Genomic DNA, 5,026 nt, shown 5'->3' with positions numbered 1-5,026 from the left:
AACTTCATAATAAAAGTTGTTAAAATATGATATAAATATATTGATAATCAATCAATTAGCAAAATAAAATGCCGCTTATTTAAGAATTATAAGTAAATTATTGTACCGAATGAAAAAAGAGGGTTTTTAGACAGTTTGACGGCTTAGGCTATGGCAAGTGTGATATTTATTGTTGAATTTTTCAGTAAGGAATAATCATGTTTTTAAACTGATTTTTTCTTTAAATATATAATATCACATTTGCTATAGCCATTGTTGTGGTTTGTATTAATCTATTTCAAAGCTTGATTCTACTTGAATAAATTCATTCTTATGAACCAAAAAAATAACATATTTTCTAAAATACTCATATGCTGAATAATCTTCTAATCTTCTATGATAATCTTTTCTGTAAAATTCTGAACTACGTATAATTTTCTTTAAGCATTTTACTTTCTTTGGTTTTAAGTTATATGTTGTTTCCTTTCTTTCAAAATAAAACGTTCCGCTAGAATTACTATCTACAAGAATAAAATTGCCTGAACCATTTTTTGATTGCAATATATAATTCTTGTCAAATTTAAAAAAGAGTGTATCTCTATCTTTCGATTGTGCTCTGCAAACAATTGATATTAGTATTGTAATAAAAGTTAGATAAAATATATTTTTCATGATTAATTATTTGGACAATTTGGTGTAGTTGTAGGTAAATGAAACTCTAAATTGTTTTTTAACTCTTCTTTTTTGCTGTCAGATAAGTCTGTATAAGCCTTTACGTCATGTTGTTTTAAGCCTTGCCAAGCTAAAGCTTCATAAAAGCTATCAGGTAATGGATTAGCTCCATTATTTGTGAGATAATTATAATCACTTACTAAAGCATATTTATGAAAATTCTTTAGTGCATTTGTCATTTCTCCTACATATAAATCAGCCATAGTTTCGTGTTGTGCAGAAGCTTTGAAATTGTCTGATTTAAAACTTTCATAGGTTGTTCTGAAATCTAAATCTCCACTTGTTGGATATTTTGTATTCAATTTTCTAAACATATCAGCGTGAATATATTCGTGTAAAATTGTTCTTGCTACTTGAAGTGCTTTATTTGATGACATTTGAAATGAATTTATTTGAATAGTAATTACATTATTTATTGGTGGTTTTGTAACTCCATTAACTTCATCACCATTTTCTTTATAGACTCTCTCCTTAGACTCAATTTTAATATCAAATTCAGATTCCCCATCAAATTTATTCAATATATTTTTTACATATGAGTTTCCTGTTTCGTCAAGTAAACCGTTAATACATTTTTCTTTCCCAGTAAGGTTGTCAATAATTTGGTCAACTTTCACACAACTCCCATTAGCATCTTTGGTATAACCAGGATAACAAGGTTTCTCAGGTGTTATAACACCTATTTCCCCTACAGGTTCTGGGCAATCAGAGGTACTTGTATTTGCAGAGCGATTTAGAGGAACATCACGGCATGTTGTAATAACTTCATAGGTCGATGGTCCATCTAGATACTTTCTCTCAATTATAACGGTGGTACATTCTCTAACAGTACCACTACCAGATGAACTCTGATTACTTAATGGAAGAGATATACTTAATGTTCCTAAAGTTGAACCCCCATATATTGGGGCTAAAGGAGACACATTAACTTCTATATTATTAACAACAGCACCATATGAAGTTGCTTGTAATGTAGAAGTATTATAGCTATTGAGATATAAAGAATAAAATCCTGAGCCACTTAATAAACCATAGGAAAAACTATTGGGATTTATTTGCAAGAAATTACTTGAAGAAATATTGTAAAATCCTCCACTACCTCCTAGACCACCACTAACACCACTTAGAATATTATTTATGGTTATAGTATAATCATTAGGCTCTGGACAAAGTTCAGAGGCTGTTTTATTATTTGGACCAAGTTCATTAAAAAATTTGTCAAATGATACGATATGTCTTTTACCTTTAAAGAAGCTAAAGTCATTGTTATTTGCTAAAAAGGTATTGAGAGCATCTTGATCTACCACGTATTTGATAACATAAGGTTTTTTAGTTTTTTTCTCTAAATCTTCATACACAATTAAGTTGTAGAATTCATTTGGTGGTGCATTTTCAACCATAACATTAAATGTATAATTGGTAAAACCAAGTCGATTTTTTACTTTTAGCACCTTTAGAATGTCGATTTTCGCTTTTTGGTAATTGATGGTTTTAAGACTTGTAGCATTTTTTGAAGTAGATGCCCCTGTTAAGGATGTAATTGCTTTTACAATATGTGGAATTTCATTTGAAGAAATATAGGCTACAAGTTTCTCAGTTACCAACAAGTCTTCTGAATTAGAAGTTTCTATTAAATGGTCTTTGTCACAATTTGTAAGAGTGAACAGGATTCCGATTAACAGGATTCCGAATTTAAAATAGTTTTTGATTTTCCTTTTTTTGTTAATTTTCATCTTTCTCATAGTGTTTAAATTTAGTGATTAATTTTTAATTTTCAATATTTTTAACAAATTGTAATTTTTCTGTTTGATTTCTGTGAATATAAACCACAACTTATTATGACAGTATAAAATATACTGATTATTACTACTATTTTATTGGATAATCATACACTTTTGCTACATTTCCTAGTTTACACTTCAACTATTTTTTTAAACTACCATTGATAAGAACTACAGTCTCTTTAATAGTTAAAGTTGGTGCTGTTTGAGAAAGTGCAATTGGCATAATTAAAATTACGATAGCAATTGGTTACTTTCTCTAAATACAAATTGATTTCGATTTTCTAAATATTTTTAGAGTCAACATAAATTTTAATTTTTAGTTAGCACTTCAAATTTTCACTTTAAATTTTTTATTTAGAAGGGTTAAAATCCCCTTTTTTTAGTTGTTTTTTTAACCTAAATTGTGAATTTGAAGGTGCTATTTTAGGGTTTAATAAGACATAAGAAGCCTACAAAAGAGGCAACCAATAGTATATGTGAAGCTACTATTATAAACCCATTAGGTTAGCAATAGAAATAAAAAAAACCTTTAACAACATGGTTAAAGGTTTTTTTAAGCAATTAATATTCTATTCTAAAACTACATATGGTGTATGTATTGATCTACAATTTTTTTAATCTCTTCATAATTTTTAAATAATCGTTCATTCATATCTTTGTCATCAAAAGCTTTTAGTCTTTTTACAAACCCATTGATGGTTCCTTGTGGAAAAACACCATCTTTTTGATAGAAATCACTATCTTTTTCTAACCATTCGGCAGATTCATAACATGATATTGGAAGGCTATTTAATGAATCGTATAATTCTTTGTGTTTGTCATCAAAAACATTCACATTAACATACATTCTGTTCGCTTTTTCTAATGAATCTTTTGTTGTTAAACCATCTTTAGCAGCTAATATAATGCCAGCCATTAAGTGATATAAATCTGCTGAACCATCGGGTGATCTCAGCTCTACAGTTTGTTTACCAGGAATATAAGGAACATCGGCTCTTTCTTGTGGATTTGCATCTTTAATCATATTGGTTCTTGCAATCCAACCTAATGGAACTCTAATAAGAACCGATCTATTACTATCTCCCCAGCAAATCATTGTTGGCGCTTCTTGGTGCGGTACTAGTCTCAAGTAAGACGTTGGAATTGAATTTCCAAAAGCAGTTAATGATTGTGCTTTACCCAAAATTCCTGCAATAAATTTCTTTGCAATATCGGTTAAGCCAACTTCATTTACCATATAATTTGTGCCGTCTTTTTCAATCATCATATGAATGTGTAACCCACTTCCTGCTTTTCCTACCGTAATTTTAGGGGCAAAACTTATGGTTGCTCCATATTTTTGACCTAACATTCTTAGTATCCATTTAGAAATTATAAGTTGTTCAACTGCTTCTTCGGCATCAACAGGAGTAAATTCAATTTCATTTTGTTCGTACTTATGGGTATCGGTATGAAAATTTCCTACTTCAGAATGTCCATATTTAATTTTTCCACCACATTGAGCAATAATTAATAACGCTTCGGTTCTAAGATTTTCCCAGTTGGTAAATGGAGAAGATTCATGGTACCCTTTTTGGTCTTTAGAAACATATAAATCATCTTTTTCACTTATTATATAATATTCCAATTCTCCCATCGCTTTAAAAGTATAGCCCGTGTCCTTTGTAAATTGAGCAGAAGCCTTTTTAAGAATATATTCAGGTGCACTTTCGAGTGGTTTTCCTTCTTTAGTGTAAAACGAGCACAAAATATCTAAGGTTGGTTGTGGCGTAAACGGATTTACATAAGCGGTTCTAAATCTTGGAATAACGTACAAATCGCTAAAATCTGCATCTATATATGAAAACAAGCTGGAGCCATCAACACGTTCACCTGTAGATAATATGGATTCAAGATATTCTTTACTTGTAATTACAAAATTTAAGGTTTTTAATTTGCCATCTTCACCAACATATCTAAAATTTAGCATTTCAATATGGTGATCGTCGATAAATTTAATAATGTCGTATTTGGTGAATTCTCGTGCTGGTTTTTTTAAATGTTTAACCAGTTTATTAGGGTTCATTGATATTTCTAAATCTCTCATTTTTGAATAGTCATTATAGTTAAATTAAATAGCTTTTCATAGCCCAATAAAGGGTAACAAATATACCATTTTTTGATCTAAAATTTAGTAGCATATATGCAACAATTAGGATTAATTTACCCTTTAATTAATTAGAAGAAATTGATTTATATTAACCCGCTGGGTGCAATTATTAAAAATGTCTGTTTATTGTGAAGTAAACCGAAACAAAAAATGTATCGAGAACCGTTTTTAATAATAATTTTTCTGTTCCCTGAGTTCAATAACTTAACGCAACAAATCTAAATTTATAGATTTGTTATATGATATTAACCCGACGGCATTATATCTATAATTATCAAGCTGCATATTGAATATCTTTATGATTGAAATATTTTTGAACTCTATCTGGATTTTGAACTAACATTTGCATATGGTTTTCTAAATTTTCTTTAAGTTTTTCATG

General features: G+C 29.4%; 3 protein-coding genes. All 3 read right to left on the bottom strand.

Annotation, left to right across the window (positions count from 1 at the left end; all coding sequences use genetic code 11):
- Window positions 1-267: 267 nt before the first annotated feature.
- Window positions 268-651: a hypothetical protein gene (locus tag Q8S45_RS06355; RefSeq protein WP_305602484.1), complete on the bottom strand. Its 384-nt coding sequence runs from the start codon at window positions 649-651 to the stop codon at window positions 268-270.
- 2 nt (window positions 652-653) lie between these two features.
- Entirely contained in the window at window positions 654-2,444 is a 1,791-nt protein-coding gene (locus tag Q8S45_RS06350; RefSeq protein ID WP_305602482.1) for a hypothetical protein, read from the bottom strand.
- Between the two features lie 631 nt (window positions 2,445-3,075).
- On the bottom strand, window positions 3,076-4,581 hold the full coding sequence (locus tag Q8S45_RS06345) for a glutamine synthetase family protein (RefSeq protein WP_305602479.1): 1,506 nt from the start codon (window positions 4,579-4,581) through the stop codon (window positions 3,076-3,078).
- Window positions 4,582-5,026: the final 445 nt, after the last annotated feature.

Origin of the sequence: Lutibacter sp. (assembly GCF_030692605.1) — a bacterium.
In the GTDB taxonomy this organism is placed as follows: Bacteria; Bacteroidota; Bacteroidia; order Flavobacteriales; family Flavobacteriaceae; genus Lutibacter.
Note: the sequence above shows the minus strand (reverse complement) of the source record. Positions and strands in the feature narration are given on the sequence as shown.